Origin of the sequence: Streptomyces sp. PsTaAH-137 (genome assembly GCF_003259365.1) — a bacterium.
Classification (GTDB): Bacteria; Actinomycetota; Actinomycetes; order Streptomycetales; family Streptomycetaceae; genus Streptomyces.
The window spans coordinates 373,641-400,292 of record NZ_QLLY01000003.1 but is presented as its reverse complement, the minus strand read 5'-3'; the positions used below and the strand labels follow the sequence as shown (position 1 = coordinate 400,292).

The window sequence follows — 26,652 nt, the reverse complement described above, 5'->3', positions numbered from 1 at the left end:
CGCAAATACGAGGTGTAAGTGCATAGTTGAATCGCATGAGCCAGACTGGATGATTCGACAGATGGTATATGCGTTTGTGCAGCTGATCCTGCCGGGTACGGTCCCCCGGGAGGTGGTAGCCCGTGAGCCGAATCCGCGCAGCTGCCCGTACGACCGCCGCCCCGATGGCGGAAGTGGTTCTCGCCGGTGATCTGGCCCGGCCGTCCCGGCTGACCGTCGCCGATCTGCTGCGCTGGCCCCAGCAGGAGGCGACGGTCGCCTTCGAGTGCGCCACCAGCGGCATCCAGCACCACCGGTTCACCGGCCCGCTCCTGCTCGACGTGCTCACCGCCGCCGGGCCCGGCTTCGACCCCGCGCGGCGCAAGGACCGGCTGCGCTTCCTCATCGCCGTGACCGGCACCGACGGCCACTACAGCCTGATGTCCTGGGCCGAGATCGACCCCGACTTCGGCCGGGCCCCCGTGCTGCTCGCGGCCACCATCGACGACGCGCCATTGGACCGCGCGGGACCGCAGCTGGTGCTGCCGCAGGACCGCTGCGGTGCCCGCTACGTCAGCGGGATCACCGCCATCCGTGTCGACGGCGGCTACCACTCGTGGCCGTGACCACCGGGCTCCGGCCGTCCTAGGCGGCACCGGGCACCCCGTGCTCCGCCATCGCCCGCCACACCCGGTCCCGGGTCAGCGGTACCTCGGTGAAGCGGATGCCGGTCGCGTCGCGCAGCGCGTTGGCGAAGGCGGGGGCCACCGGGTTGAAGGGGCTCTCGCTCATCGACTTGGCGCCGAGCGGGCCGATGGTGTCCGTGGTCCCGATGAAGTGGACCTCGGTGCGCGGGACGTCGGCGTACTGGGGGAGCCGGTAGCGGCGGAAGGCGGCGGTGTCGACGGCGCCGCGTGCGTCGAGGCGTACGTTCTCGAAGAGCGTGGCGCCGAGCGCCTGGGCGACCCCGCCCTCGATCTGGCCCCGGCACTGCATCGGGTTCATGACCTGCCCGGCGTCGGCCGCGTGGACGCTGCGCAGGATGCGGATCTCGCCGGTGCCCGGGTCGACGGCGAGCTTGAACCACTGGGCGTTGAAGGCGACCGAGCGCGGGGTGCCGCCGAAGTGGCCGTCGGCCGTGCACTCGACACCGACGGCGCGCGCGGCCGCGTACACCTCCTTGAGCGGGAGCCGTCCGCCCGGGTGCAGGACCGCCTCCTCGGTGAGCCGGCAGTCGGCGCGCGGGACCCGCAGCCGGGCGGCGGCGAAGTCGAGGAGCAGGTCGGCGAGGGCACGGGCGGCGCGCAGGGTGGCCTTGCCCGCGACGACGGTGCCGGTCGAGGCGAAGGCGCCGGTGTCGTGGCGGACCACGTCGGTGTCGGACTGCCGGACGGTGATCCGGTCGACGGTGGTGCCCAGCTCACCGGCCGCGATCTGGCGGTGCACGGTCGTGGTGCCGTTGCCGAACTCGGCGGTGCCGACCGCGAGATCGAAGGAGCCGTCGGAGAGCAGCGTGGCGGCCGCGTCGGCGATGTGCCCGCCGGGCGGCCCGGTCGCGATCATCGCGAGTGCCGCGCCCTCGCCGACCAGCCAGCCCGGGGGAGCGGTGACGTCCATGGCCTCGGTGCGGGCCCGGCGCACGATGTCGACGCAACTGTCGAGGCCGTAACTGGCGATGTGCAGATCCTCCTCGTGGCCGCCGGGGGTGACCATCGGCTCGTCCGCGCCGATGACGTTGCGGGCCTTGAACTCCAGGGGATCCAGGTCGAGTCGCCGGGCCAGTTCGTCGAAGGCCGACTCGACGGCGAACATCACCTGGCCCAGGCCGTAGCCGCGGAAGGCGCCGGCCGGGACGCAGTGCGTGTAGACGGAGTAGGCGTCGACCTTCTTGTTCGGGGCGCGGTAGACCGCCATGGACTCGCCGACGCTGTGGAACATCACGGCCGGGCCGTGATTCCCGTACGCCCCCGTGTTCGACACCACGCGCAGCTGGAGCGCGGTGAGCGTGCCGTCGCGGCGGGCGCCCGCCTTCACCTCGATGGTGAAGGGGTGCCGGGTCGTGGCGCCGAAGAACTGCTCGGCGCGTGTGTACTCCAGCTTCACCGGGCGGCGCAGCCGGAGCACGGCGAGCGCCACGATGTCCTCGACCAGCATCTCCTGCTTGCCGCCGAAGCCGCCGCCGACCCGGCCCGCGACCACCCGCACCTTCTCGTGCGGCAGGTCGTAGAGGTCGCACAGGGCGCGGCGGGTCAGGAACGGGGTCTGCGAGCTGGTCCGTACGGTCAGCCGGTCGTCCTCGTCGAACCAGGCGACGGCGCCGTGCGTCTCCAGGCTGGCGTGCTGGACGCGCTGGGTGCGGTAGGTGCCCTCGTACACCGCGTCGGCCGCCGCGAACCCGGCCTCGACGTCGCCGGTCTCGCCGTGCGCCTCACCGACCACGTTCGCGCGGGGGCGGGCGATACGGGCGGTGGCCGCGTCCTTGTCGTGGACCTTAGGGGCGCCCGGCCGCATCGCCTCCTCCGGGTCGAGGACGGCGGGCAGCACCTCGTACGTCACCTCGATGCGCCGGCAGCCCTCCTCGGCGGCCGCCTCGCTGTCGGCGACGACCGCGGCGACCCGCTGCCCGATGTGGCGCATTGTGTCGTCCAGGACGCGCGTGTCGGCCGGGTCCTCCTCCGGGTGTTCGTGGCGGGCGGTGGAGAAGTGCCGGTCGGGGGCGTCGTGGTGGGTGAGGACCAGGTGGACGCCGGGGACGCGGAGCGCGGCGGCGGTGTCGATGGCGGTGATCCGCGCGTGGGCGTGCGGGGAGCGCAGCAGCTTCATGTGCAGCAGACCGGGGCCGCCGCCGGAGAAGTCCAGGTCGAAGGTGTAGCGGGCGGTGCCGGTGACGACCTGCGGACCCGCGGGCGCGGGCAGGTTGCGGCCCACCGCCTCGCCCGCGCACGGCTCCTCGACGTGCTTCACCCCGCGCACCGCGTCCTCGATGGCCCGGTAGCCGGTGCAGCGGCACAGGTTTCCCTTGAACGCCCTGGGCAGGTCGGTGAGTTGCTCCTCGTCCAGGGCCGCCGTCGTCATCAGGAAACCCGCGGTGCAGAAGCCGCACTGGAAGCCCTGCGCGTCGAGGAACTTCCGCTGCACGGGATGGAGTTCGCCGTCCGGCGCCGCCAGGCCCTCCACCGTGGTGACCGTACGGCCGTCGGCGCGGAAGGCCGGATAGAGGCAGCTGTGCACGGGGGCGCCGTCGACGTGGACGGTGCAGGCGCCGCAGTCGCCCGCGTCGCAGCCCTTCTTCACGCCGAACCAGCCGCGCTCGCGCAAGTACGTGCGCAGACACTGGCCGGGGCGCGGTTCCTCCGCGTGCGTACGCCCGTTGACCTCAAGCCTCATCGTCGCCCTCCAGTTCTGACAGGTCTCCCAGTTCGCGGCGGATCTCCTCCGCGTACCGCAGCGTCATGTGGCGCCGCCACGCGGGCAGTCCGTGGATGTCGTCGAACCACTCGTCGTCCGCGACGGCCGCCTCGATCGCCGCGCGCAGCGCCGGAGCGGACGGCGGCAGCGGGAACCACAGCCGCACCGGCCGGACGGTGGCCGCCGTGACCGTCACCGCGAGCGAGCCGTCGGCGGGGTCCAGGGCGCCGATCACCAGCACGCCGGAGCGGCCGAGCCCGTACAGCGACGCCTGCCGGAACGCCGTACGGCAGGCCAGGGCGCGGGCGGGCAGCGTCACCGAACGCAGCAGCTCGCCCTCGGCGCGGACCGTGCGTCCGGCGCCGGTGACGAAGTCGGCGACCCGCACCCGGCGGCGTACCCCGTCCTGGGCCAGCAGCAGACACTCCCCGTCGAGCGCCGCCGTCAGCGAGATCATCGGGCCCGCCGGGAGGCCGTTGCAGAGATTGCCGCCCACCGTGGCCATGTTCCAGATCTTGAACGACGCGAGGAAGGCCCGGCAGCACCGCTCGAACAGCGGGGCCGCCGGTTCCGCCAGCTCCTTCCCGTACCGGGAGAGCTGGGCGACGGTGCAGGTCGCGGCGATCTCCAGGGAGCCGTCCGGATGCCGTTCGAGGGGCGTCCAGCCGGTGCGGCTGAGGTCCACCAGACGCCTCAGCCACGGCTGCGGCTCGGAGAACAGATACGTGCCGCCGCCCAGCCAGGCGTCGCCGGGCCGCCAGGGCGCGGGCACCCGCCCGTCCCGGATCTCGGCCACCGTGTTCAGGTCCATGGCCGTCAGTGAAGCAATCCGCGGCGGGCCCGCACGACTGGTGCACCACACGGAATCCGCCCGCCGTGCGGGCCGCTGTTTGGTGAATCAACCAACGAGCATTTCGCTCTCCTCGCCTTGCACTTACCATGCAGGCACTCGCATTCACCTGGTGATTGCGAGATGCCGGGTGGTTGAACCCTCGCCCGGCGGCCGCACGAGGAGCCGGAACACATGCACGTCGAAAACCTCCTGGGGGACCAGAACCTGGGCCTGCGCCCGCTGTGGGCCGAGGACGCTCTGCTGCGGCGGGAGATCAGCGGGGTGACGGTCACCGACCTGGAGGATCCGGCCCGTTTCGTCCGGGCGGGCGAGGCCGTGCTCAGCGGCCTCGTCTGGTGGACCCCGCAGGACGGCGAGGGCAAGGCGGACCGGTTCGTCCGCGCGCTGCGGGCCGCCGACGCCGCCGTCCTGCTGGCCGGGGAGGAGACGCACGGCGCGGTTCCCGACGAGCTGATCGAGGCGTGCGTACGGCACGGGATGCCGCTGGCGGGCGTACCGCCGCATGTGATGTTCCGGGCCGTCACCGAGAGCGTGTACGTGCGGCAGTGGGGCGAGCTGAGCCGTCGCCACGCCCTGCCCGGGCAGCTGCGCGAACGGCTCGGGCGGCTCCTCGCCCAGGGCGCGGGACCGGACGCGATCCTCGCCGCGGCCTTCGGGCACCTGGGAACCGCCGCGTCCGTGCGGACCGGCACCGGGCGGACGGTCGCCGCCGTACCGGCCGACTCTCCTGACGGTACGGAAGGGGCCGGGGTCACCGTGGCGGTGGAGGCGGACGGCCTCTCTCCGTACGAGCGTTGGGAGTTGCGGCTGTCCGATCCCGACGCCGTGCCGCCCGGCCTGCTGCACGAGGTGGCGGCCGTCCTCGCGCGCTGCCAGGAGGCGCTGTCCCGGCGCAGGGCGGACGACCGGCAGGCGGCCGACGATCTGGGCGCGCTGCTCTCCCGGCCCGGCGCCGACGGGGACGCGACGGACCTGGCGGACGTCGAGCGGGGGCTGCGGGCCTGCGGTCTCCCCGTCGAGGGGCCGTACCGGGTGGTCGCCGCGGCGACGGGCGCCCGGCTCGGCGGGGCGGCGGAAGGGGCGCTGGCGGAAGCGGTGGCGTGGGCGGCGAACGGGCCCGCGGCCGTGGGGCGGCTCCCGGACGGCACCGCCTTCGCCGTCGTCGCCGGGGCCCCGGCCGCCGACGAATCTGCGGGGGCGGCCTGGTCACGCGTCGCCGCCTGCGTCCCCGGTGAACCGTTCCACGGCGGAACCGGGACCCCGGCCGCCGGACCGCGGGGGCTCGCCGGGGCGCTCGCCGAGGCCCGCTACGCCCTGACCTGCGCGAGCGGCGGCGCCCCCGGGGTCTCGGCGCTCGTCGACACCGCCGGCCTCGGCAGCCTCGGCGCGCTCCTGGCCGGGGTGCCCGCGCCGGTCCGGGCCGTCTACAGCAGGACCGTGCTGGGCCCGCTGTTCGACGCGGAGACCGCGTCCGCCGCCGCCCTCCTGGAGACCCTGCGGGCCTTCCTCGCCTGCGACTGCTCCTGGGCCCGCACCGCCGAGGCGCTCCACCTGCACGTCAACACCGTGCACTACCGCGTCCGGCGCATCGAACACTTCACCGGCCGCGATCTGTCCCGGCTGCCCGATCGTCTGGATCTGTGGACGGCGCTGCTCTGCCGGGGAGACGGGTGAGAGAGCGCTCTTCCGGGGGCGCCGTTCAGACTCGGTCGATATGGACGTTCGTCGACTTCACCCGGGCCGTGGCCTCCACGCCGACCTCCAGCTCCAGTTCCTCGACCGCCTCGCGGGTGAGCAGGGACACCAGCCGGTGCGGGCCCGCCTGGATCTCGACCTGCGCGGCGACGTCACCGAGCTTGATCGCGGTCACGATGCCGGGGAAGGCGTTGCGGACCGACGTGTAGGAGGCGTCCTCCTCGCCGGTCCCGCTCCTGGCGAGTTCGACGGAGAACGCCGCGAGGTCCTTCCCGTCGATGAGCCGCTTGCCGCTCTCGTCCCGATGGGTCGTCACTCGCCCCGCGTCCGCCCATCGGCGTGCGGTGTCCGGGCTCACGCCGAGCAGTCGCGCTGCCTGGCCGATCGTGTATGACTGCATGCGCGCCAAGATATCCGGGATATCCGGGCCCGCCCGCCCGCGCCCCTCCCGCCCTGTCCGGCGACCGTCCTGCGGCTGTCCCACCGCTGTCATGCGTTGGCCAGAGCACCGCAGATGCCAGCTGATCCCGTCAATAAGACGTGCAGGCGCTGGGATGAACTACGCTTGCACCTTGCATCTGTGGTTGCGTCTGTGGTCCACGGGAACGATGGGTCTTGTCATGGAGAAGGGCATGCTGCCACCGGGGCAACGGCTGGCCAGGGGCTGGCCCGTCTCGCACTACGGGCCGGTGCCGCGCTTCCGCCCCGAGCGGTGGAGGTTGCAGGTCTTCGGCGCGACCGCGAGCGGGACCACCCACTCCTGGACCTTCGACGAGGTCACCGCCCTGCCCAGGACCACCGTCCGCGCCGACCTGCACTGCGCGTCCGGCACCAGCACCACCGGCCACACCTTCTACGGCGTCCCGGGCCGCACCCTCCTCGAACTCGCCCCGCCCGCCGCCGATGTGACCCACGTGATGGCCTGGGCCGAGTACGGATACAGCGCCAACCTGCGCCTCGCCGACCTCATCGCCGACACCACCGTCCTGGCCACCCACCACGACGGCGAGCCCCTCACCGCCGAACACGGCTTCCCGCTCCGCCTCGTGGTCCCGCACCTGTTCGGCTACAAGGGCCCGAAATGGCTGCGCGGCATCGAGTACATGACGCAGGACCGCCGCGGCTTCTGGGAGGAACGCGGCTACCACAACATCGCCGACCCCTGGGCCGCCCAGCGCTACTCGTACCAGGAGGAGGACGAGCAGTAGGGGGCGGCTGTCCGCAGGGCGCCACCGGTCTTCACACACGCACCTTCACGTGCACTTTATGTACGCGGTCGATTACGCTCGGTCGCGATGAAGATCCCCTCGGTGCGCCGTGGCGACCGTCCCGGCGCGTGGGCCGGGGCCGCCCTCGTCGTCCTCCTCGCCGCGCTGCTGCATCTGCTGGCCTGCGCCCACGGGCCCGTCCCGGACGGGGCCGGGCGCGCCGACACCATCGCGGCGACCAGCGCCGTCGCCTCCCACGGCACCGACGGCAGGGGTGAAGGCGACGTGCGCTGCCGGGGCATGGACGAACCGACCGCACAGCCGCCCCGCGACCGCACCCCCGCCGAAACCGTACGGAGCGCGCCGGCGGCCGAGCCGCGTCTCTCGTCGCCCGAGCTGTCGCGCGAGCGGTTCGCCGGGGCGGGGCGACACCCGGAGTGCTCTCCCCACTCCCTCCAACGGGACCGGGCCCGCCTGGGCGTGTGGCGGACCTGATCCGGACCGGCCCGGCGCGGGGGCCGTCCAGCGACGGCGATCCGTGACCGCGCCCGGCCTCCGCCCGATGTCCGTCCGCTTTCCGTCCGCACGCACGCCACGCACCGGCCGGCCGCCCCACCGGGCCCCGGCCGCGGGAGAGACACGTCATGCACCAGGCCACCACCCGCTCCACCGCTCCGGCCGCCCCCGCCGGACTGCTCACCGACACCAAACGCCCGACCCACACCCCTGCCGGACTGGTCGGCGACACCCCCGTCCTGTGGATCGGTGAACCGTTCACCACCGCAGGGCGCGGCTTCTGGGCCAAGCTCGAAGGACACAACCCCGGCGGCATCAAGGACCGCACCGCGCTGCACATGGTGCGGGCCGCCCGCGAACGCGGCGACCTGGCGCCCGGTGCCCGCATCGTCGAGTCCACCTCCGGCACCCTCGGCCTCGGTCTCGCCCTCGCCGGAGCCGCCTACGGGCACCCGGTCACCGTCGTCACCGACCCCGGCATCGAACCGCTCATGACCGGACTGCTCACCGCCCACGGCGCGGACGTCCAACTCGTCGACACAGCGCACCCGGTGGGCGGCTGGCAGGAGGCCCGCAGGCGCCGCGTCGCGGAACTCCTCGCCGCCCACCCCGGCGCCTGGTGCCCCGACCAGTACAACAACCCCGACAACGTCGCCGCCTACGCCCCGCTCGCCCATGAACTCGTCGCCCAGCTCGGCCGGATCGACACCCTCGTCGTCTCCGTCGGCACCGGCGGTCACTCGGCCGGAATCGCCTCGGTCCTGCGCCGCTACTTCCCCGCCCTGCGGGTCGTCGGGGTCGACGCCGCCGGGTCCACCCTCTTCGGCCAGCCCGCCGCCGCCCGGCTGATGCGCGGCCTCGGCAGCAGCATCCACCCGCGCAACGTCCGGCACGCCCTCTTCGACGAGGTCCACTGGACCGCCGCCCCCGAGGCCGTCTGGGCGGCCCGCAGGCTGGCCCGGCACCACTACGCCACCGGCGGCTGGAGCGTCGGCGCCGTCGCGCTCGTCGCCCGCTGGCTGGCCCGCACCCTGCCCGCCGAGGACCGGATCGTCGCCGTCTTCCCCGACGGCCCGCAACGCTATGTCGGCACCGTCTTCGACGACGCGTACTGCGCCGAGCACGGGCTCCTCGGCCGGCCCCCGGCCGACGACCCCGACGAGATCGCCCGCGCCACCGACCGGGTCGTCACCCGCTGGACCCGCTGCACCCACGTCACCGACCCTCTCGGCCCCGCCGCGCGCCTGCTCACCGGAGCCGGCCGATGAGGGCGGTGTGGCGGCAGACCCGCTCCTTCTCCGCGCCGGTACGGCTGCTGATGGTCAATCAGTTCGCCATCAACCTCGCCTTCTACATGCTGATGCCCTACCTCGCCGCGCATCTCGCCGGACCCCTCGGCCTCGCGGCCTGGGCCGTCGGACTGGTCCTGGGCGTCCGCAACTTCTCCCAGCAGGGCATGTTCCTCATCGGCGGCACCCTCGCCGACCGCCTCGGCTACAAGGCGCCGATCATGGCGGGCTGCCTGCTGCGCACCGTCGGCTTCGGACTGCTCGGCTGGGTCGACAACCTGCCCGCCCTGATCGCCGCTTCGGCGGCCACCGGGTTCGCCGGGGCGCTGTTCAACCCGGCCGTCCGCGCCTATCTCGCCGCCGAGGCGGGGGAGCGGCGCGTGGACGCCTTCGCCACGTTCAACGTCCATTACCAGGCGGGCATGCTGCTCGGCCCGCTGGTCGGACTCGCCCTGCTGGCCGCCGACTTCCGGCTCGTGTGCACCGTCGCCGCGGTCCTCTTCGCGGCGCTCACCGTGCTCCAGTGGCGTGCCCTCCCGGCCCGCCGCGGCGAACAGTCGGCCACCGCCCCGCCGAGCGTTCTCGGACAGTGGCGCACCGTCATCGGCAACCGTCCCTTTCTGCTCTTCGCCGTCGCGATGACCGGCTCCTACGTGCTGACCTTCCAGGTCTATCTGGCGCTGCCCCTCGCCGCCGGGCAGGCGCTGGGATCGCGCGGCACGTGGGCGACGAGCGGCCTGTTCGTCGTCTCGGCCGCCGTCGCCGTGGCCGGTCAACTCCGCCTGACCGGCTGGGCGAAGCGCCGCTGGGACCCCGCGCAGGCCCTGGTGCGTGGGCTCGCCGCGATGGGCCTGGCCTTCCTCCCGCTGGCCCTCACCCCGCCCGGCGCCCGGGCGGGCGTCCTCCTCGCCCTCGTCGCCGCCGTGACCCTGCTGGCCGTCGGCGGCGCCGTCGTCTACCCCTTCGAGATGGACACCGTCGTCTCCCTGTCCGGCAACCGCCTCGTGGCCACGCACTACGGCCTCTACAACACGGTGTCGGGCCTCGGCATCACCCTCGGCAACCTCGCCACCGGCGCCCTCTGGGACTTCGCCGTACGCCACGACGCCCTGTGGCTGACCTGGTCGGCGCTGACCGCGACGGGCCTCGTCTGCGCGTCGTCGGTCGCCGCGCTGGCCCGCGGCGGGCGGCTCGCGGAACGGAAGGAGCCTGAACTCGTGGCGGCGTGAGCCCCCGCCCGCTCAACCGCCGCGCGGTGGACTGCGTCTCCCCAGCCGGGGCACCCGTCCTCGGCAACCGCGCCGAGGGCGCGGAGCGACGCAGGAGCAACGGGAGGCGTACGGCATGGAGATCTCCGGCATCTTCACGGCGATCGTGATCGGCATTGTGATCGGCATCCTGGGCCGGCTGGTGATTCCCGGGCGGCAGCGCATCGGTGTCCTCTGGACGATTCTCGTGGGGATCGCCGCCGCGCTCGTCGGCACGGCCGTCGCCGGGGCGTTCGGCGTCGCGGACACGCGGGGCATCGACTGGATCGAACTGGCCATCCAGATCGGCCTCGCGGCGCTCGGCGTCGGCGGGGTGGAGCGGCTGAAGAGCCGCCGCTGAGTCACCGCCGGGCGGCACCGTTCACGGTGGTTCAGAGCTGCTCGCGCAGGTCGTTCTCCAGGGCCCGGGCCGCGCTGTTCAGCGTCGCGACCAGGGCTTCGAGGCGCTGTGGGGCGTAACGCGTACCGGGCATCGACACCGAGAGGCCGGCCAGCGCGGTGCCGTCCGGGGACCGCACCGGTACGCCGACGGCGACGAGGCCGCGCTCCGACCGCTCCCGGTTGACGGCGAAACCGTTGCGGCGCAGGCGGCGCAGTTCCCTGCGCAGCCGGGCCAGGTCGGGGCGGTCGGCGGGCCGGTCCTGATAGCGCTCGGGCGCGTACACCGTGTCCAGTTCCTCGTCGGGGAGTTCGGCGAGGAGCAGCAGGCCCGCCGTGGTGCGGTGCGCGGGGAAGACCATGCCCTCGCGGGAGCCGACCCGCAGGGAGCGGTGGCATTCGACGCTCGCGATGAACCGGGCGACGTCGCCGGTGCGCACCGTGACGTTCGCGGTCTCGTCCAGCAGATCGACGAGGCGGTGCAGATGGGGCAGCGCGGCCACGCGCAGCCGGGAGACCAGGGACTGCGAGTGCGCGGCGAGGTCGAGCACGGGCCCGGCGCGGTAGACCCGATCCTCGTCCTGCGCGGCGAAGTCCCGGTAGACCAGCATCGCCAGGATCCGGTGGGCGGTGGAGCGGGCGACGCCGAGCCGGTCGGCGATCTGGGACACCGTCGCGCCACCCTCCAGTTGCAGGATGGTCGCCGCCCGCAGCGCGTGGTCCACGCTGGCGATCGGATAAGGAGGCGGGGACTTGAAGGGTTTGTCCATACGCTGAACCTCGGATTCTGCTCTCCAGAATCTCCATGGTCTCCCATCGGCCGCGGCGCACGCTCGTCGGGTGACTGAGACCCTCAAGGACAACGACCCCGCCCAGGGCTCGCCGGTCCGGCTCAAGGCCGTCGCCGCGGACGGGCAGCCCGATGTCAGCCCCGCCCTGGAGACCCTCTACCGGGGCTTCGAACAGGAACTTCTCGTCCCGCTGTGGACCGAGATCGGTGACCTGATGCCGGCCCATCCGCGGTCGCGCGCCGTGCCGCATCTCTGGCGCTGGGACCGGTTGCGCCCGCTGGCCGCGCAGGCCGGCGACCTGGTGCCGGTCGGCCGTGGCGGCGAGCGCCGGGCCATCGCGCTCGCCAACCCCGCCCTCGGCGGCCGACCCTTCGCCACCCCGACCCTGTGGGCGGCCATCCAGTACCTGATGCCGGGCGAGGACGCGCCCGAGCACCGGCACACCCAGCACGCCTTCCGCTTCGTCGTCGAGGGCTCGGGCGTGTGGACCGTCGTCGGCGGTGACCCGGTGCCGATGAACCGCGGCGACTTCCTGCCGCAGGCCGGCTGGAACTGGCACGCCCACCACAACGCCACCGCCGAGCCGATGGCCTGGATCGACGGCCTCGACATCCCCTTCCAGTACGTCACCGAGGCGCAGTTCTTCGAGTTCGGCCGCGACGAGATCAGCGACGCCGAGCGGATCACCCCGGAGCGCTCCCGGTCCGAGCGGCTGTGGGGCCACCCGGGCCTGCGCCCGCTGTCGGCCGCCCCCGCCGCGACGGCCGCGCCGGGCAGCCCGCTGCTCGCGTACAAGTGGGAGTTCACCGACGCCGCCCTGCGCGACCAGCTCCACCTGGAGAAGGAGGGCTTCGGCGGCACCGTCGAACCCGGCCACGCCGCGGTGCGCTACACCAACCCGCACGACGGCGCCGACGTCCTGCCCACCATCCGCGCCGAGTTCCACCGGATCGTGCGCGGCGCCGAGACCGCGCCGGTCCGCGAGACCGGCTCGTCGGTCTACCAGGTCTTCGACGGCTCCGGCACCGTCACCGTCGGGGGGAGGACCTGGACGGTGACCCGGGGCGATCTGTTCGTGGTGCCGTCCTGGGAGCCGTTCTCCGCGCGGTCCGAGGCCGGTGCGAGCGACTCCGACGAGGGCGCCCTCGACCTGTTCCGTTTCTCCGACGCGCCCGTCTTCGAGGCGCTCAAACTCGCCCGCACCCAGCCGCTCGCCCGCACCCAGAAGGACGCCTGACCCATGAAGCTCGCCACCCTCCGCACCGCCGACGGCACCCGCGCGGTCCGCCTCGACGGGGACGTCCTCGTCGACCTCGGCCACCCCGACCTCGGCGCCCTGTTCGCCGTACCGGACTGGCAGGGCCGGGCCGCGGCCGCCACCGGCACCGCGTACGCCGTCGAGGGCGCCGACTTCGCGCCGGTCGTCCCGAACCCGTCGAAGGTCGTCTGCGTCGGCCACAACTACACCGACCACATCAAGGAGATGGGCCGGGATCTGCCCGAACACCCCACGCTCTTCCCGAAGTTCGCCGAGACGCTGCTCGGCGCGGGCGACGACATCGTCAAGCCGGCCGAGACCGACGCGCTCGACTGGGAGGTCGAACTCGCCGTCGTCATCGGCAAGGAGGTGCGCCGCGCCGACGAGCGGCAGGCCGCCGACGCCATCGCCGGGTTCACCGTCATGAACGACATCTCGGCGCGCGACTGGCAGTTCCGCACCATCGAGTGGACCCAGGGCAAGATCTGGGAGGCCACCACCCCGGTCGGCCCCTACGTCGTCACCCCCGACGAGGTCGGCGGGGTCCGCCCCGCGCTCCGGGTCACGACCTCCGTCGACGGCGAGGTCATGCAGAGCGACGACACCGGCACCCTGCTCTTCGACCCGGTCTTCCTGGTCCAGTACATCTCCACCGTCATCACCCTGCGCCCCGGCGACATCATCGCGACCGGCACCCCGGCCGGAGTGGGCAACGCCCGCGACCCCAAGATCTTCCTTCAGCCCGGCCAGACCGTCGTCACCGAGATCTCCGGCCTCGGCGCCTGCACGAACAAGGTCGTCGCGTGACCGCCCCCACCAGGACCCTCGCCGAGGCCCGCGGCTGGGCCGAGGCCGGGACCGCGCTGGTCCTCGACGCCGTACGGGATCTCGACGAGGCCGCCTTCAGCGCGCCGAGCACCCTGCCCGGCTGGAGCCGCAAACACCTGGCGGCGCATGTCGCCGCCAACGCCGACGCCCTCGGCAACCTGGTGCACTGGGCCGCCACCGGCGAGCGCACCCCCATGTACGCCTCGCCCGAGGAGCGTGCCGAGGGCATCGCCAAGGGCGCTACCCTCTCCGCCGACGAACTCCGCACCTGGCTGACCGGCTCCGCGCGGCGCCTCGCCGAGAGCCTGGCCGAGCTCACCGACGCGCAGTGGGCGCACGAGGTCGTCACCGCGCAGGGCCGCACCGTCCCCGCCACCGAGCTGCCGTGGATGCGCGCCCGCGAAGTGTGCGTGCACGCCGTCGACTTCGGAGCCTGCGCCGCGTTCACCGATCTCCCGGACGGTTTCCTGGCCGCGCTGACCGACGAGATCACGGCCAAGCGCGGGCTGACCGAGCTGCCCGACGGGCCGCCGCCCGAGGTCACCGCCTGGCTCGCCGGCCGCCCGCACTTGCTCGCCGGCGCCCCCGCGCTCGGCCCGTGGCTCTGAGAGGAGCGTCATGCCCGACTCTGTTCCCGACGTGCTGATCGTCGGCGGCGGCATCGGCGGCCTCGGCGCCGCCCTCGCCCTGTCCCGCCAGGGCCTCGCCGTCCGCCTCCTGGAACGCGCCCCCGCCTTCGGCGAGGTCGGCGCGGGCCTCCAGCTCGCCCCCAACTGCACCCGCATCCTCGACGACTACGGCCTCCTCGACGAGGCCAGGAGCCTCGGCGTGGTCCCGGACGCGATGGTCATGCGCGACGCCCTGGACGGCGCCGAGCTGACCCGGCTCGACCTGCGCGACCTGGAGCGCCGCTACGGCTACCCGTACCTGGTCATCCACCGCAGCGACCTGCACGCCCTGCTGCTGCGCGCCTGCGGGCGGGCGGGCGTCGAGCTGATCACGGACGCCCACGTCACCGCGTACGAGAACGGCGGGACCACCGGTGGTGCCCGCGTCACCCTCGCCTCCGGCGGGACCCACGAGGCCGGTGTCGTGATCGCCGCCGACGGTCTGCACTCCACGGCGCGCAGGCTGCTCGTCGACGACGAACCGGTCTCGTCCGCGTACGTCGCCTACCGCGGCACCGTCCCCGCCGACACGGAGCGGGTGCGTGCCACGGACCTCGGCGAGGTCGTGGTGCACGTCGGCCCCTCCTGTCACTTCGTGCACTACGGGCTGCGCGGCGGCGAACTCCTCAACCAGGTCGCCGTCTTCGAGTCGCCCAAGGCGCTGGCCGGCCAGGAGGACTGGGGCACGCCCGATGAACTCGACGCCGCCTTCGCCCGCACCAGCGACTTCGTGCGGGACGGCCTGCCGTTCATGTGGCGGGACAAGTGGTGGCGGATGTTCGACCGCGACCCGGTCATGACCTGGGTGCACGGCCGGATCGCGCTGCTCGGCGACGCCGCGCACCCGCCGCTCCAGTACATCGCCCAGGGCGCGATCATGGCGATCGAGGACGGCTGGGTGCTGGGCGAGCACGTCGCCCGGAACCGTACGGCGGACGGCGGCACCGACTGGGACGCCGCGCTCGCCGCGTACGAGGCGGTCCGCCCCGAGCACTGCCGCCGCGTCGTGACCACGTCCCGCGCCTGGGGCGAGCTGTGGCACCTCGACGGCACGGCCCGCGAGCAGCGCAACGTGCTGCTGCGCGCCCGGGACACGTACGACTACGCCTTCGTGGACTGGCTGTACGGCCCGACCGCGCTGACCCCGGACGAGGAGCCGCCCATGTTCACGCCGATCCCGCCGGCGTCGGCCGAACCCGTGGCCGGTGGGGTGCCGGCGACCTGACCGGATGAGCTGTGAGCCGCCGTGCGGGGCCGCGTTAGGATCCCCGCATGGCGAACCTCCGACAGGCGCAGAAAGAAATGACGCGCCGCCTGCTCCTCGAGTCGGGCCTCGAACTGTTCAAGACGAAGGGGTACGCCGCCACCAAGGTCGACGACATCGCGACCGCCGCGGGCACCACCCGGGTCACGTTCTACGCGTACTTCCCCTCCCGCAGTGAGCTGATGAAGGCGCTGATCGACGAGCAGCTCAACGCGGCGTTGCAGCGCGTCGGTTCACCGGAGCACGGCTCCACCGCCCTCGACCTCGTGGCCACCGTGGCCGACGGCGGCCGGGAGGCGATCACGGCCTGGCTGCGGCGCACCGCCGACAGCTGGCCGGAGATCCGCCCGATCATCCGGGTCGGACGGGACGCCGCAGCGGTCGACCCGGAGCTCACCGACCTCGTGGAGCGCTGGCTGGAGGAGGCCATCAGCGACATCGAGGACGGACTGACGGAGGCCGGCCGCCTCGCGCCCCACCAGCGCCGTTTCCGGGGTGTCCTGGCGATGGCCCAGCTCGACTACGTGGCCCAGCACTGGGGCCGCACCGACTGGAAGCTCACGCGCGAGCAGATGCTGGACGAGCTGGCCGCGAACTGGGTGCACCTCCTGAACTGACCGGCCCCCGTACGACCGAGCCGGCCGCCCCGAAAGGGCGGCCGGCTTTTTCGTGCTCTCATTTCCGGACTTCACGCAACCCCTAGAACGATGTTTTTTCTTTGTGTTCGTTTCATTGACTCGATGTAAAGCGAATGGCTAGCGTGACGGGCATGAGAGCCAACGGCAACACTGTGAACACCGTCCTGGGCCCGGTGCCGGCCGAGGATCTGGGCGTCGTCGCGGTGCACGAGGCGCTGCTGTCGGTGGTGCCGGGCGCCGAGCACGCCTTCGACATCACCTTCGACCGCGCGGAGATCTTCGAGACCCTCGCCGCGAAACTGGACGACTTCCGCGCCCACGGCGGCGGCACGATCGTCGACAGCACGGGCATGTTCCACGGCCGGGACGTCCGGCTCTGCGAGAGCCTGTCCCGTACGACCGGTGTGCACATCGTCGCCTCGACCGGACAGGGCCCCGAGGAGCTGCTCGGCGGGTACTTCCTGACCCCGCAGACGAACCCGCCGACGCCCTGGCCCGCCGAGCGGTTCGCCGACCTCTTCGCCCGGGAGATCACCGAGGGCATGGTCGTGCCCCGGGTCGAGCGCCGCGGCGCCGCCGGTCTCGTGGCCACCGCCGCGACCCGCACCGGAGCGACCGCCACCGACGAGAGCCTGCTGCGCGGCGCCGCGCGGGCCGCCGCGGCCACCGGCGTCGCCGTCTCCGTGCGGTTCGGCGCCGACGCCCTCCACGACCTCGGCACGGTCCTGGACGAGAAGCTGCCCGCCGACCGCGTCGTCGTCGCCGGGCTCGACCGGGCGGACGCCGTCGCCGCCGGCGCGCCCCTGGAGGTCGCCCGCCTCGGCGCCCATGTCGCGCTCGACCACGTGGGCACCGAGGGCGAAGGCCATCCGACCGACGCCGAGCGTGCCGGTCTCGTCGCCGAGCTGGTGCGGGCCGGGTTCGGTGACCGGGTCCTGCTGTCCGTCGGCGCGACCGGCGTGGCCAAGGGGCACCCCGGCAACGACCTGCCGTACAGCCACGTCCTGACCTCGTTCGTCCCGCTGCTGCGGGCGCGGGGCCTGGGCGAGGCGGACGTGCGCCAGATCCTCGTACGGAACCCGTGCGCGCTGCTCGCGGTCCGCTGAGCCGCGACCCCGCCGCCCCCAAGTACTGACCGATCGTCAATCCCGCTTACTCAAAGGTGAGTTCCGTGTCGCGAGTGAACACCGTCCTGGGACCCGTCCCGGCCGAGGAGCTGGGGCTCGTGGCCGTCCACGAGCACATCGGCTACGGCATGCCCGGCTCCGAGCTGGACACGCAGTGGTGGAAGACGCCCGAGCGGCGCTACGAGGAGACCGTGCCGAAGCTGCGCACGTTCCACGAGAACGGCGGCGGCACCTTCGTGGACGCCACCGGCATCTGCAACGGCCGTGACGTCGACTACTACAAGTCGCTGTCCGCGAAGACCGGCGTCCACATCGTCGCCTGCACCGGATTCGTCGGCGGCGACACCGCCCTGCCGCACTTCGCGAACGCCGATGTCGACTACCTGATGCGGCAGTTCGTCCACGAGATCACCGTCGGCATCGGCTCCACCGGCGGCCCGGCCGGTGTCATCAAGGTCGGCGTCAGCCGCGGCGGCCGGATGACCGACCTCGACAAGCGCATCTACCGGGCCGCGGCCCGCGCCGCCCTCACCACGGGCGTACCGATCCTGACCCACCTCGCGATCGACGCCGAGAACGCCATCGCGATCTTCGAGGAGGAGGGACTGCCCCTGGACCGCGTCCTGTTCGGCCACGTCGACGACGGGGTCAACGCGGACAAGACGCGGGACGTGTGGATCGCCGAGCAGGGCGGCCGGATCGGCTTCGACACCTTCGGCTACGAGACCGAGCTGCCGGACCCGCCGTTCTGGGCCCGCCCCCGCCAGGAGCGCCTCGACCACTTCCTGCGGTTCATCGACGGCGGCCGCCGCATCGGGCAGGTCCTCGCCTCCGCCGACGCCAACTGCAGCCCGCTCGGCTGGCCCGGCGTCAAGGGGCACACCGTCAACTACCTCTTCGACGACCTCATCCCCGACCTCCGCGCCGCCGGACTCGACGAGGCCGCCATCAAGACGATCTTCGTCGACAACCCCGCGGACTTCCTGACCGTGCGGAAGTAGCCCGGCCAGAAGCAGTCCGCGCCGAAGCAGAGAGAACCGCCATGCAGTCATCGGACCTGAAGAAACTCAAGATCGCCGTCGTCGGGGCGGGGTACGGCGGCGCCGCCGCGGCCAAGGCCCTCAGCCTGCTCGGCGCACACGTCGACGTCTACGAACAGGCGAGCCGCATCCGCGAGGTGGGCGCCGGCATCGGTCTGCGCCCCTCCACCATGAACCGGTTCCGCGCGTGGGGAACCTTCGACGCCATCGCCGGTGTCAGCTCGCCCAGCGAGTACTTCGAGATCCTCACGGACGGCGCCGCCCCCCTCATGAAAGAGGCGTGGCCCGCCGACCGGGGCCAGACCCACACCCATCTGATCCACCGCGGCGACTTCATCGACGCCCTGCTCGGCGTGCTCCCCGAGGGCATGGTGCACCTCGGCCACCGCCTGGAGAGCATCGAGGACAAGGGCGAGCGCTCCGTCCTCACCTTCGCGGACGGCACCACCGCGGAGGCCGACCTCGTCGTCGGCGCCGACGGCATCAAGTCGGTCGTGCGCCGCGAGCTGTTCAGCGACAAGGAGCCGGTGTTCTCCGGCGAGCACGCCTACCGCGCGGTGATCTCCGTCGACGACGCGCACGGCATGGTCACCGACGACAACCTGCGCATGTACATCGGCCGCGGCACCAAGGTCTATCTGCTGCCGCTGCGCCACCGCGGCCAGGTCTCCTTCGACATCACCGCCCTGTGCCCGGACGGCACCTGGGCCCCCGAGGTCACCAAGGACGACCTGCTCGCCACCGTCGAGGGCTTCGACGCACGTCTGGTCAGCATCACGCGCGACCTCGACATGGACACCGTCAACGTCCGGGCCGTGTACGACATCGACCCCGTCGACACCTGGCACTCCGACTCCGTCGTCCTCATCGGGGACGCCGCCCACTCGATGCTCCACCACCAGGGCCAGGGCGCCAACTCGGCCATCGAGGACGCCGGAGCGCTCGCCGACGCGCTGCGCGACGCCGACTCCCTCCCCGCCGCGCTCGCCCGTTTCCAGGCCGTCCGCAAGCCGGTCACCGACGAACTGCAACGCGTCTCGCGCCAGGGCTGGACCGAGGACGAGATCGACGAGGTCTTTCCCGGCCAGAAGCCGTCGGCCGGTTCTCGCGCCACCGCCCCGAAGGAGTAGGTCATGCCGCTGCACCCCCGGATCGCCGAAGCCCTCGCCCACCTGCCGGCACCGCCCCCGGGCCCGATCGACCCCGCCGCGCTGCGCGCCGCAGACGAGGCCCAGGTCGCGCCGCCCGCCGACCGCCTGCCGCTGCACGCCGTCGAGGACCTGACCGCGCACACCGCCTCCGGCGGCGTACCGGTCCGCGTCTACACGCCCGACACCGCCGACCGCCACGGCCTGCTGATCTACTTCCACGGCGGCGCCTTCTTCCTCGGCAGCCTGGAGACCCACGACCACGTCGCCCGCTCGCTGGCCGCCGAGACCGGCCTGAAGGTCGTCTCCGTCGGCTACCGGCTCGCCCCCGAGGCCGCGTTCCCCGCCGGACTCGACGACTGCTCGGCGGTCGTGCGCTGGGCGGCGGACGCCCCGGACCTCGGCTGGGACGGCACGACGCTCGCCGTCGCGGGCGACAGCTCCGGCGGCACGTTCGCCGCCGCCGTCGCGGCCCGCGCGCACGACGAGGGCTTCGACCGCATCACCCACCAGATCCTCTACTACCCCTCCCTGGACCTTGACTTCGACGTCGACCGGTACGCGTCGCTGCGCGAGAACGCCGTCGGGTACGGGCTTGAGACGGCGGGCCTGAAGCCGTTCAACGCCTTCTACCTCGACAGCGGCGCCGACCCCGCCGACCCGCTCGTCTCCCCGGTCAAGCGCACCGACCTGACCGGGCTGCCGCCCGCGCTGGTGATCACCGGTGAACTCGACCCGCTGCGCGACGAGGGCGAGCTGTACGGGCAGCGCCTGGCGAAGGCGGGCGTCGCGGCGACGGTGAGCCGGTACGCGGGCGCGGGCCACGGATTCGTCCAGCATTTCTCGTGGATCCCCGAGTACCACCAAGTCTTCGCGCAGACCCGCGAGTTCATCGCAGGCGACGGCGGCACCTCATGACCGTCGCCGTCCACCCCCTGGTCTCCCCGTGGGGCCGCTTCGGGCTCTACAGCTTCTACCTCGACGCGCCCGAACCGGCGATCGTCGACACCGGTATCGCCTCCTCGCCCGCCGAGGGCATGGCCCCGGCGCTGGAAGCGCTCGGCCGGCGCATCGAGGACGTTCGGTGGATTCTGCTGACGCACGGTCACATCGACCATATCGGCGGCGCGTTCGCGCTGTGGGAGCTGACCGGCCGCTGTGCGCAGGTCGTCATCCACGAGGCCGACGCCCCGCTGCTGCGCTCCCGGCAGGCCCACGTCGACGAGTACCTGGCGGCCCGCGGCCGCTACCTCGGCGACCCCGACGGCGCCGCGAAGGTCCGGGCCGCCGGCGACGCCGTCATCTCCGGCGAGCTGGAACCCACCCGGCTCGTCCGCGGCGGCGAGAAGCTGTCCCTCGGCGGCGACGTCACCGTCTCCGTGCACGCGATGCCCGGCCACACCCCCGGCTCCGTCGGATACGAACTCGACGGCCAGGGAGCGGTGTTCGTCGGCGACGCCGTCCAGGTGCACGGCGCGGCCAACGGCTTCCCCGGCTACGCCGACCCGGCCGCTTACCGCGACAGCCTCACCCGCCTGCGCGACGAGATCCGCCCCCGCCACCTCTACCTCGGGCACCCCTACCGCCGCGCCGACGGCACGCCCTACGGGGTCGAGCTCGACGCCGTACAGGCGCGGGAGGCGATCGACCAGAGCCTCACCGCCGAGGGCCGGGTCACGGAGGCCGCCTGCGACTGCCTGCGGGCCGGGCTCCGGGAGACCCCGTCGCCGTACTCGCCGTTCGCCCCCGCCGCCGACGCGCTCGGCTACGCGGGCGACCCCACCCTCGAACCCTCGCCGTTCTTCACGTCGATGCACGGCTACCGAGAGCAGTTCGACCGGTCCGCCCGGGCCGACCAGAACGCGTGACACAGGAGCTTCCACCATGACCGACCACCAGACGCTCCGGGCGGGCGCGCAGACCCTCGCCGTCCGCAAGGACCTGCGGATCCCGATGCGGGACGGCGTCGAACTCGCCGCCGACGCCTATCACGACGTCGACAACGCCCCGCGCCCCGCGCTCATCGCGATGAGCGCCTACGGCAAGGAACTCCAGGCCCTCGCCCTGACCACCCCGCCGCAGCGCAGGCCGAGCCCCATGTGGGACGGCTGCATCGAGGCCGGTGACATCGCGCGCGTCGTCAAGGAGGGCTACGTCCACGTCATCGGCGACATGCGCGGCACCGGCGACTCCGGCGGCGAGATGGTCGGCAACTACAACTTCGGCGGCGTCTCCCAGGGACAGGACCTGTACGACGTCGTGGAGTGGGTCGCCGCGCAGCCCTGGTGCGACGGCAACGTCGGCATGATCGGCATCTCCTACTTCGGCTCCATGCAGGTCCTCGCCGCCGCCGAGCGCCCGCCGCACCTCAAGGCGATCTTCGTCAGCGGCGGCCACTTCGACTTCTACGAGACGACGTACCACGGCGGCGTCATGTGGTTCATGCCGCGCGCCGCCCGCGAGGGCCGCGGCGGCGACTCCGGCATCGCGCACACCAACGTCCTGTCCCGCATGAAGCAGGAGTTCACGCCGGACGAGCTGGACAAGCTCGTCGAGCAGCGCCTCGCCGACCCCGACGTCGCGGCCTGGCCGAACCTCGTGCACGTCCTCAAGTACCCGAAGAACCGCGAGTTCTGGTTCGACATCGTCATGAACCCGCTCGACGGCCCCTGGTACGAGGACCGCAACCCCGTCAACCTGGCCCGGAACATCGACATCCCGGTCTATCTCCAGATCGACCAGGGCCGCGGCTGGACCGTCGACGGCCACATCGAGCTCTTCAACATCCTCAAGGGCCCCAAGAAGCTGGAGATCGGCTCCTACCCGCCCATGCAGTCGCGCCCCTGGGTCGAGGAGCACGACACGATGTTCCGCTGGTACGAGTACTGGCTGAAGGGCGTCGACAACGGGATCATGGACGAGCCCGCCGTCAGCGTCTTCGTCGAGGGCACCCGCGAGACCGTCACCGCCGCCCAGTGGCCGCCGAAGGACATCGAGCACCGCTCCCTGTACCTGCGCCCGCGCGGCAGGCTCTCCGCCGAGCCCGAGCCCATGGGCACCGAGCACGCCGCCCCCGACGGCTTCTACCAGGCGCCGCTGACCGTCACCGACCAGGTGCAGGTGGTCAGCTGGAGCACCGAGCCCTTCGAGCGGCCCGCCGAGCTGATCGGCAGCGGCGCGGCGCACCTGTTCGCCGAGATCGACCAGGAGGACACCAACTTCATCCTGCGGCTGTGGGACGAAGCGCCGGGCGGCAAGCGGCAGTTGGTCACCACCGGCTACCTCAAGGCATCCCACCGCGAACTCGACGAGGAGCGCACCGGCGAGGGCGACCCGTACCACCCGCACACGCGCGCGGTGCCGGTGGAGCCCGGGGCGATCGAGGAGTACGTGCTGCGCCTCTACCCGTTCGCCGCGACCTTCCTGCCCGGTCACCGCCTGGTGGTGGAGCTGTCCAACGACGAGCCGCTCGCCGACGCGCACAACGCGCTGCTGCCGCCGGACGCCTTCCACCTGCCGGTGGGCCGCCCGGTGACGCACAAGATCTACCGCGACGCCGAGCACCCGTCGCGGCTCGTGCTGCCCTTCACCACCGTGGGGACGGACGGCTGAGGCGTTCCCACGCCTCCCGGTCCCGTACGTAGAGGGGAGCGGCGGCGGTGATGGCCCGGGTCTGTGCGGAGCCCCGGGCCAGCCGCCAGCGCACCGTGCCGGTGACCCGGGCGGCGCAGGAGGTGATGAACTCCTCGCAGGCGGTGCGCAGTTCGCCGTACCAGCGGCCCTCCAGGGCCTCGCGGACCCAGACCTGTTCGAGGTGCATCTTCTCCCGGACGGTCTCGGCGGCGAGCGTCGCCGTCTCCAGGTGGCGGTAGGTCTTCAGGAGGAGCGCGGCGGCGGGCATCTCCCGCAGCTCCAGGACCTTGTGGCCGCCGGGCAGGTGTTCCAGGCCGCTGTAGCGGCCGATGCCGTGGGCGCCCGCCCGGTGGTTCAGCGCCTCGATCAGCTCGGGGAGCGGCAGCGGACGGCCGTCGAGGGCCGTGGGGACGCCGTGTGCGAAGGCGATCTCCACGGTCTCGTCGGCGGGCGGCTCGGCCGGGCGGGCCGTCCACGTGTACAGGTGCTCGGGGACGGTGTGGTCCTCCGGGTCGTCGAGGACGCCCGACTCGAACTCCCGGCACCACAGGTTCGCGTCGACGCTCGCCACCCGCTTGCCCAGGTGCGGCAGCCCGATCTCCTCCAGCTCGCGCGCCTTGTCACCGCGGTCGACCGGGTCGAGGTCGTACGGGCTGCCGTACGGGACCGGACAGCCGAGCAGATCGAGGGCGCCGTTGAGGCGGCGCAGCGTGTTCTGGGACGGGTTCGCCGTGTGGACGACCGCCGCCGCGCCGAGGTCCGTGGTCAGGTCCAGGGCGAGGCGGGCGATCAGCGGGCGGCTCAGGGACGAGCTGACCGGGTGGGTGTCCAGGTAGACGGCCTGCGCGGCGATCGCCGGGCGGACGAAGGAGTCGGCGAAGGTGCGCCGGGCGTCCACGAGGTGCAGCCGCACCCCGAGGTGGCCGGTGGTGTGCCGCAGCTCGTCGGCGTCCTCGCCCGCGCCCAGGTCGGCGCTGAAGGCGTGCACGTCCGTGAAGCCGGCGCGGACCAGCCGGTGCAGCAGGTAGGTGCTGTCCAGGCCGCCGCTGAACAGCGTCACCACCGGCCGGCGCCGGTCGAGCGCGGGGCCGGTGAGATCGGCGAACGAGCGGATCCGCGGCCCGTGCGGGACGTTCACTCGCCGGCCTCCCGCAGCGCGCGCAGCTCCGCGGTGAAGGCCCGCGGGGTCGGCTCGTGCAGCAGGGCCGCGAGGGGGATGTCCAGGCCGAGCAGCTCGCGCAGCGTCTCGACGACGTGGACGACCTTGAACGAGTCGCCGCCCAGGTCGAAGAAGTCGTCGTCCGGGCCGACGGTGTCGACGGCGAGCACGTCCCGCCACACCGCGACGACCAGCGCGTCCGGATCACCGCTCGCGGGGACGGCCGGGCGCGGCGCCGGGACGGCCGCCGCCCGCTTCTCCAGGAGCGCCCGGTCCAGCTTGCCGTTGGCGGTCAGCGGCAGCGCGGCGACCACCTCGACGGTCCGTGGCACCAGGGCGCGGGGGAGCCGGTCGCGCAGGCCCGCCCGGACCGCCGGGCCCAGCTCGTCCGGCGGCGGCGCGTCGTCCTCGGGCACCACGAACACGGCGAGGGCCTTGTCCGCGCCCGTGCCGTGCGCCACGACCGCCGCCTGCCGAACTCCCGCACAGGACATGGCCGTTGCCTCGATCTCGGCGGGCTCGATCCGGATGCCGCGGATCTTCACCTGGCGGTCGACGCGGCCCAGGAACTCCAGCGCGCCGCCCGGTTCTGCCACCCGCACCAGGTCGCCGGAGCGGTACATCCGGCCGTGCGGCGTGGTCACGAACCGGTCGGCGGTCAGCTCGGGCCGGTGCAGATAGCCGAGGCCCAGGCCCGCGCCGCCGATGTACAGCTCGCCCGGCTCGCCCTCCGCCACCGGGGCCCCGGAGCCGTCGAGGACCCGCAGCTCGGTACCCAGGACCGGGCCGCCGATCAGCACCGCCGCCGGGTCCGGGTCGCGCGGGCAGATCCAGTACGTGCAGTAGACCGTGCACTCGCTGGGCCCGTACAGATTCGTCAGGGACGCGGTGGAGCGGGCGTGGAAGCGGGCCACCAGGTCGGGGCTGAGCGGTTCGCCGCCGGTGAGGACCTGACGCAGCCCGTCGTACCGCTCGTCCGGGTCGCGGGCCAGCAGGAACAGATCCAGGAGCGAGACCACGCAGTAGAACGTGGTGATCGCGTGGTCGCGGATCAGCGCCGCCAGATGGTCGGCGTCGCGCTGCCGCCCCGGCTCGGCGAGCACCACCGTGGCGCCCGCGAGCAGCGGCCAGTACGTCTCGCTCAGGTACATGTCGAAGCTGCACGCCGTGTGGTGGATCATCCGGTCGCGCTCGTCCATGCGGTGCGTGGACTGCAGGGCGTGCAGCCGGGAGGCGAGGGCGGCATGGCTGATCAGCGCGGCCTTGGGGCGGCCGGTCGACCCCGAGGTGTAGATGATCACCACCGGGTCGTCGGGCGACGCGTCGAGCGCGGGCGCGGGAGCGGCCGGGTACGCGGCGCACTCCTCGTCCGTCAGCACCTCGGCGAGCCCCGCGAACCGGTCCGCCAGCCGAGTGTCGGTGAGCACGATCCGCGGCGCGCAGTCCTTGGTCGTCTCCCGTACGCGTTCCAGCGGATCACCGGGGTCGAGCGCGGCGTGCGCGGCGCCCGCGAACGCCGTGCCGAGCAGCGCCACGAGGAACTCCACGGACCGCTCGTGGTGCACGACGACCCGGTCGCCGGGACCGACCCCGTGCGCGCGCAGCGCAGCCGCCGTGCGCAGCACCCGCGCCTTCAACTCACCCATGGATACCACTGTCTGACTAGCTATCAGGGCGGGCAGGTCCGGGTCGCGGTCCCACCGCTCCAGCAGCAGGGCGTCGATCCGGCTCACGCTCTCGCTCCCTTCGCGAAGTGGTCGACGCTGCCGGCGACGGCCTCCGCGAGCAGCGCCGGGCTCTCGGTGAGCAGCAGATGCCCGCCGGGCAGCCACACCGTCCGGGACCGGTCGCTGAACAGCTCCCAGTCCTCGGTGCGTTCCTCCGGGCACAGCGGGTCCTCGTCGCCGAACACCGCGAGCAGCGGGCAGTCCAGGAGCGGCTCGGGCCCCGAGCTGTACTCCTCGACGGCCCGCATGTCGGCGACGATCGACGGCAGCAGCAGCGCCAGCATCTCCTTGTTCGCCGCCAGCGACGCGGGCACGCCGCCGAACTCCCGCAGGATGTCGAGGATCTCCTCCGGGTCGTCGGTGTCCCGCAGCCGCCGCCGTCCGGGATCGGGCTTCTCGGTGACCGCCCACTGAGACACCGCCACGAACCCGGCCACGGAGACGTCGCCCGTGCGCTGCAACGCCCGTACGGCCTCCAGCGCGAGCACCGCCCCGGAGCAGACGCCGACCACGAGCAGCGGCGCCGAACCCGGCAGGGCACGGGCCGTCGCGACGACGTCCGCCGTCAACTCGGCCAGCCCGCCCACGGGTTCGCGCACCCGGGACTCCCGCCCCGGCAGCCGCGCCGTCGCCACAGCCCAGTCGGCGGGACAGTGCGCGGCGAACGCGGCACCGCTCGCGGCGCCCGCGCCCGCGTGCGGCACGAGCAGCACCCGCCAGGCCGCGCCCTCGGGGCGTGCTCCGTCGAGCCTGAAGGTCTTCACCGGCATCCGCGCG

At 73.1% G+C, this 26,652-nt stretch carries 25 protein-coding genes; 18 read left to right on the top strand and 7 right to left on the bottom strand.

The window, feature by feature from the left end:
- Positions 1-122 precede the first annotated feature (122 nt).
- A complete protein-coding gene (locus K377_RS08175; protein WP_258394995.1) occupies positions 123-605 on the top strand; it encodes a molybdopterin-dependent oxidoreductase in 483 nt (160 codons plus the stop codon).
- A gap of 19 nt (positions 606-624) precedes the next feature.
- Here the strand turns inward: K377_RS08175 and K377_RS08170 are convergent, their stop codons facing one another.
- Positions 625-3,366, bottom strand: a complete 2,742-nt coding sequence (locus tag K377_RS08170) for a molybdopterin-dependent oxidoreductase (protein WP_111662510.1) — start codon at positions 3,364-3,366, stop codon at positions 625-627.
- Positions 3,356-4,198: a xanthine dehydrogenase family protein subunit M gene (locus K377_RS08165; protein WP_111662509.1), complete on the bottom strand. Its 843-nt coding sequence runs from the start codon at positions 4,196-4,198 to the stop codon at positions 3,356-3,358. The genes K377_RS08170 and K377_RS08165 overlap by 11 nt, the downstream gene beginning before the upstream one ends.
- A 213-nt stretch (positions 4,199-4,411) precedes the next feature.
- Between K377_RS08165 and K377_RS08160 the strand changes: the two genes are divergently transcribed.
- The gene (locus K377_RS08160) at positions 4,412-5,914 is read left to right on the top strand and encodes a helix-turn-helix domain-containing protein (RefSeq protein WP_111662508.1); all 1,503 of its coding nucleotides are present in this window, start codon (positions 4,412-4,414) and stop codon (positions 5,912-5,914) included.
- A gap of 25 nt (positions 5,915-5,939) precedes the next feature.
- On the opposite strand, the gene K377_RS08155 is transcribed toward K377_RS08160, so the two are convergent.
- A complete protein-coding gene (locus K377_RS08155) occupies positions 5,940-6,335 on the bottom strand; it encodes a helix-turn-helix transcriptional regulator (RefSeq protein WP_111662507.1) in 396 nt (131 codons plus the stop codon).
- A 232-nt stretch (positions 6,336-6,567) separates the two neighbouring features.
- On the opposite strand from K377_RS08155, the gene K377_RS08150 reads away from it, so the two are divergent.
- The 5 genes from K377_RS08150 to K377_RS08130 all read left to right on the top strand — a co-directional run bounded on the left by K377_RS08150 (position 6,568) and on the right by K377_RS08130 (position 10,556).
- The gene (locus K377_RS08150; RefSeq protein ID WP_258394994.1) at positions 6,568-7,143 is read left to right on the top strand and encodes a molybdopterin-dependent oxidoreductase; all 576 of its coding nucleotides are present in this window, start codon (positions 6,568-6,570) and stop codon (positions 7,141-7,143) included.
- 87 nt (positions 7,144-7,230) lie between these two features.
- Positions 7,231-7,638, top strand: a complete 408-nt coding sequence (locus K377_RS08145) for a hypothetical protein (RefSeq protein ID WP_111662505.1) — start codon at positions 7,231-7,233, stop codon at positions 7,636-7,638.
- Positions 7,639-7,787: 149 nt separating this feature from the next.
- On the top strand, positions 7,788-8,927 hold the full coding sequence (locus tag K377_RS08140) for a PLP-dependent cysteine synthase family protein (protein WP_111662504.1): 1,140 nt from the start codon (positions 7,788-7,790) through the stop codon (positions 8,925-8,927).
- Positions 8,924-10,177, top strand: a complete 1,254-nt coding sequence (locus tag K377_RS08135; RefSeq protein ID WP_111662503.1) for an MFS transporter — start codon at positions 8,924-8,926, stop codon at positions 10,175-10,177. The genes K377_RS08140 and K377_RS08135 overlap by 4 nt, the downstream gene beginning before the upstream one ends.
- A gap of 115 nt (positions 10,178-10,292) precedes the next feature.
- Positions 10,293-10,556 carry a GlsB/YeaQ/YmgE family stress response membrane protein gene (locus tag K377_RS08130; RefSeq protein ID WP_111662502.1) on the top strand — a complete coding sequence of 88 codons (264 nt, stop codon included), beginning with the start codon at positions 10,293-10,295 and terminating at the stop codon, positions 10,554-10,556.
- Between the two features lie 31 nt (positions 10,557-10,587).
- Here K377_RS08130 and K377_RS08125 read toward each other — a convergent pair whose 3' ends face one another.
- Entirely contained in the window at positions 10,588-11,364 is a 777-nt protein-coding gene (locus tag K377_RS08125) for an IclR family transcriptional regulator (protein WP_111662501.1), read from the bottom strand.
- 70 nt (positions 11,365-11,434) lie between these two features.
- Here K377_RS08125 and K377_RS08120 point away from each other — a divergent pair, with 70 nt between their 5' ends.
- From K377_RS08120 to K377_RS08070, 11 genes are all read left to right on the top strand, one after another.
- The gene (locus K377_RS08120; RefSeq protein ID WP_111662500.1) at positions 11,435-12,622 is read left to right on the top strand and encodes a cupin domain-containing protein; all 1,188 of its coding nucleotides are present in this window, start codon (positions 11,435-11,437) and stop codon (positions 12,620-12,622) included.
- Between the two features lie 3 nt (positions 12,623-12,625).
- A complete protein-coding gene (locus K377_RS08115) occupies positions 12,626-13,450 on the top strand; it encodes a fumarylacetoacetate hydrolase family protein (protein ID WP_111662499.1) in 825 nt (274 codons plus the stop codon).
- Complete coding sequence (locus K377_RS08110) at positions 13,447-14,079, top strand: maleylpyruvate isomerase family mycothiol-dependent enzyme (protein WP_111662498.1); 633 nt, start codon at positions 13,447-13,449, stop codon at positions 14,077-14,079. The genes K377_RS08115 and K377_RS08110 overlap by 4 nt, the downstream gene beginning before the upstream one ends.
- Before the next feature lie 10 nt (positions 14,080-14,089).
- Positions 14,090-15,364, top strand: a complete 1,275-nt coding sequence (locus tag K377_RS08105) for an FAD-dependent monooxygenase (protein WP_202455626.1) — start codon at positions 14,090-14,092, stop codon at positions 15,362-15,364.
- Between the two features lie 47 nt (positions 15,365-15,411).
- Positions 15,412-16,020, top strand: coding sequence for a TetR/AcrR family transcriptional regulator (locus K377_RS08100; protein WP_111662497.1), 609 nt, complete (start codon positions 15,412-15,414; stop codon positions 16,018-16,020).
- A gap of 152 nt (positions 16,021-16,172) precedes the next feature.
- The gene (locus K377_RS08095; protein WP_111662673.1) at positions 16,173-17,147 is read left to right on the top strand and encodes a phosphotriesterase; all 975 of its coding nucleotides are present in this window, start codon (positions 16,173-16,175) and stop codon (positions 17,145-17,147) included.
- 65 nt (positions 17,148-17,212) lie between these two features.
- Positions 17,213-18,169, top strand: a complete 957-nt coding sequence (locus K377_RS08090; RefSeq protein WP_111662496.1) for a phosphotriesterase — start codon at positions 17,213-17,215, stop codon at positions 18,167-18,169.
- Between the two features lie 41 nt (positions 18,170-18,210).
- Positions 18,211-19,338 (top strand): NAD(P)/FAD-dependent oxidoreductase, encoded by a 1,128-nt coding sequence (locus K377_RS08085; protein WP_111662495.1) that lies wholly within the window; start codon positions 18,211-18,213, stop codon positions 19,336-19,338.
- Positions 19,339-19,341: 3 nt separating this feature from the next.
- A complete protein-coding gene (locus K377_RS08080) occupies positions 19,342-20,274 on the top strand; it encodes an alpha/beta hydrolase (protein ID WP_111662494.1) in 933 nt (310 codons plus the stop codon).
- On the top strand, positions 20,271-21,224 hold the full coding sequence (locus tag K377_RS08075) for an MBL fold metallo-hydrolase (protein ID WP_111662493.1): 954 nt from the start codon (positions 20,271-20,273) through the stop codon (positions 21,222-21,224). Before K377_RS08080 ends, K377_RS08075 begins: the two co-directional genes overlap by 4 nt.
- 16 nt (positions 21,225-21,240) lie before the next feature.
- On the top strand, positions 21,241-22,968 hold the full coding sequence (locus tag K377_RS08070) for a CocE/NonD family hydrolase (RefSeq protein ID WP_111662492.1): 1,728 nt from the start codon (positions 21,241-21,243) through the stop codon (positions 22,966-22,968).
- On the opposite strand, the gene K377_RS08065 is transcribed toward K377_RS08070, so the two are convergent.
- Genes K377_RS08065 through K377_RS08055 form a run of 3 tightly spaced genes read right to left on the bottom strand, consistent with a single transcriptional unit; the run spans position 22,943 to position 26,645 of the window.
- Positions 22,943-24,127 (bottom strand): argininosuccinate synthase-related protein, encoded by a 1,185-nt coding sequence (locus tag K377_RS08065; RefSeq protein ID WP_111662491.1) that lies wholly within the window; start codon positions 24,125-24,127, stop codon positions 22,943-22,945. The two genes, K377_RS08070 and K377_RS08065, sit on opposite strands and share 26 nt — an antisense overlap.
- Positions 24,124-25,881, bottom strand: a complete 1,758-nt coding sequence (locus tag K377_RS08060; protein ID WP_161195151.1) for an amino acid adenylation domain-containing protein — start codon at positions 25,879-25,881, stop codon at positions 24,124-24,126. The genes K377_RS08065 and K377_RS08060 overlap by 4 nt, the downstream gene beginning before the upstream one ends.
- Positions 25,878-26,645, bottom strand: a complete 768-nt coding sequence (locus tag K377_RS08055; RefSeq protein ID WP_111662489.1) for a thioesterase II family protein — start codon at positions 26,643-26,645, stop codon at positions 25,878-25,880. Before K377_RS08055 ends, K377_RS08060 begins: the two co-directional genes overlap by 4 nt.
- Positions 26,646-26,652: the final 7 nt, after the last annotated feature.

Coding starts and splice junctions, on each gene's coding strand:
- K377_RS08170 (WP_111662510.1), bottom strand. CDS start 3,366: ATGAGGCTTGAGGTCAACGGGCGTACGCACGCGGAGGAACCGCGCCCC.
- K377_RS08165 (WP_111662509.1), bottom strand. CDS start 4,198: ATGGACCTGAACACGGTGGCCGAGATCCGGGACGGGCGGGTGCCCGCG.
- K377_RS08160 (WP_111662508.1), top strand. CDS start 4,412: ATGCACGTCGAAAACCTCCTGGGGGACCAGAACCTGGGCCTGCGCCCG.
- K377_RS08155 (WP_111662507.1), bottom strand. CDS start 6,335: ATGCAGTCATACACGATCGGCCAGGCAGCGCGACTGCTCGGCGTGAGC.
- K377_RS08150 (WP_258394994.1), top strand. CDS start 6,568: ATGCTGCCACCGGGGCAACGGCTGGCCAGGGGCTGGCCCGTCTCGCAC.
- K377_RS08145 (WP_111662505.1), top strand. CDS start 7,231: ATGAAGATCCCCTCGGTGCGCCGTGGCGACCGTCCCGGCGCGTGGGCC.
- K377_RS08140 (WP_111662504.1), top strand. CDS start 7,788: ATGCACCAGGCCACCACCCGCTCCACCGCTCCGGCCGCCCCCGCCGGA.
- K377_RS08135 (WP_111662503.1), top strand. CDS start 8,924: ATGAGGGCGGTGTGGCGGCAGACCCGCTCCTTCTCCGCGCCGGTACGG.
- K377_RS08130 (WP_111662502.1), top strand. CDS start 10,293: ATGGAGATCTCCGGCATCTTCACGGCGATCGTGATCGGCATTGTGATC.
- K377_RS08125 (WP_111662501.1), bottom strand. CDS start 11,364: ATGGACAAACCCTTCAAGTCCCCGCCTCCTTATCCGATCGCCAGCGTG.
- K377_RS08115 (WP_111662499.1), top strand. CDS start 12,626: ATGAAGCTCGCCACCCTCCGCACCGCCGACGGCACCCGCGCGGTCCGC.
- K377_RS08105 (WP_202455626.1), top strand. CDS start 14,090: ATGCCCGACTCTGTTCCCGACGTGCTGATCGTCGGCGGCGGCATCGGC.
- K377_RS08100 (WP_111662497.1), top strand. CDS start 15,412: ATGGCGAACCTCCGACAGGCGCAGAAAGAAATGACGCGCCGCCTGCTC.
- K377_RS08095 (WP_111662673.1), top strand. CDS start 16,173: ATGAGAGCCAACGGCAACACTGTGAACACCGTCCTGGGCCCGGTGCCG.
- K377_RS08085 (WP_111662495.1), top strand. CDS start 18,211: ATGCAGTCATCGGACCTGAAGAAACTCAAGATCGCCGTCGTCGGGGCG.
- K377_RS08080 (WP_111662494.1), top strand. CDS start 19,342: ATGCCGCTGCACCCCCGGATCGCCGAAGCCCTCGCCCACCTGCCGGCA.
- K377_RS08075 (WP_111662493.1), top strand. CDS start 20,271: ATGACCGTCGCCGTCCACCCCCTGGTCTCCCCGTGGGGCCGCTTCGGG.
- K377_RS08070 (WP_111662492.1), top strand. CDS start 21,241: ATGACCGACCACCAGACGCTCCGGGCGGGCGCGCAGACCCTCGCCGTC.
- K377_RS08055 (WP_111662489.1), bottom strand. CDS start 26,645: ATGCCGGTGAAGACCTTCAGGCTCGACGGAGCACGCCCCGAGGGCGCG.